The organism is Allobosea sp. (assembly GCF_030694325.1).
In the GTDB taxonomy this organism is placed as follows: Bacteria; Pseudomonadota; Alphaproteobacteria; order Rhizobiales; family Beijerinckiaceae; genus Allobosea.
The window spans coordinates 1-1,207 of record NZ_JAUXYO010000114.1; the positions used below are offsets into that span (position 1 = coordinate 1).

1 protein-coding gene is annotated in these 1,207 nt (G+C 66.4%); it reads right to left on the reverse strand.

All coding sequences use genetic code 11. The annotated features are described in order from the left end of the window. Nucleotides 1-26: 26 nt before the first annotated feature. Nucleotides 27-1,205, reverse strand: coding sequence for an IS256 family transposase (locus Q8M82_RS07020; protein ID WP_305690661.1), 1,179 nt, complete (start codon nucleotides 1,203-1,205; stop codon nucleotides 27-29). Between the last annotated feature and the right edge of the window lie 2 nt (nucleotides 1,206-1,207).

Sequence of the window (1,207 nt, forward strand, 5' to 3'; positions counted from 1 at the left end):
CCTCGGTGCCGGCTTGGCCGGGCTGGTCAGGCGGCCACGGCTGGCAGGCTGACGATGGGATCATCGCTGATCGGCGCGATGCTTTCCAGCGTGATGTAGCGGGCTCGCTGGACGGCCCATTCGTCGTTCTGTTCGAGCAGGATCGCGCCGACGAGCCGGGTGATCGCCGCCTCGTTGGGGAAGATGCCGACGACCTCGGTTCGGCGCTTGATCTCGCCGTTGAGGCGCTCCAGCGGGTTCGTGCTGTGCAGCTTGGCGCGATGCTGCGTCGGGAAGGTCATGTAGGCCAGCACGTCGATCTCGGCCGTGTCCATCAGAGCAGCGAGCTTGGGCACCGTCGGCCGGAGCTGATCGGCCACCCTTCGCCATTGCTGGCTGGCGGCCGCCGCATCGTTCTGAGCAAACGCCGTGGCGATGAAGGCGCAGACGACGCGCCGCCCGGATCGACCGGCATGAGCCAGGGCATTGCGCATGAAGTGGACGCGACAGCGCTGCCAGGTCGCGGTGAGGACCTTCGAGACGGCCGCCTTGATGCCTTCATGGCTGTCGGAGACGACGAGCTTGACGCCGCGAAGGCCGCGTCTGGCGAGTTTACGCAGGAACGCGGTCCAGAAGGTCTCGGCCTCGGAGGGACCGATATCCATGCCCAGCACCTCGCGCCTTCCATCGCTGTTGACGCCGACGGCGACGATCACCGCGACCGAGACGATCCGGCCAGCCTGGCGCACCTTCACATAGGTCGCGTCGATCCAGAGATAGGGCCAGTCGCCTTCAATGGGCCGATCGAGGAAGACCTGCACGCGTTCGTCGATCTCCTCACAGAGCCGCGACACCTGGCTCTTGGAAATGCCGCTCATGCCCATTGCCTTGACCAGGTCGTCGACCGAGCGGGTCGAGATGCCCTGGATATAGGCTTCCTGGATTACAGCAGTCAGGGCCTTCTCTGCCATGCGGCGCGGCTCGAGGAAGCCCGGGAAATAGCTGCCCTTCCTCAGCTTGGGGATGCGCAGCTCGACCGTGCCGGCGCGCGTCTCCCAGTCGCGCTCGCGGTAGCCGTTGCGCTGCGCCAGACGCTCCGGGCTCTTCTCGCCAAAGCCGGCGCCGGTTAGGCCGCCGACCTCCAGCTCCATCAGGCGTTGCGCGGCAAAGCCGATCATCTCGCGCAGAAGATCGGCGTCAGGGCTCTTCTCCAGCAGCCCGCGCAGGT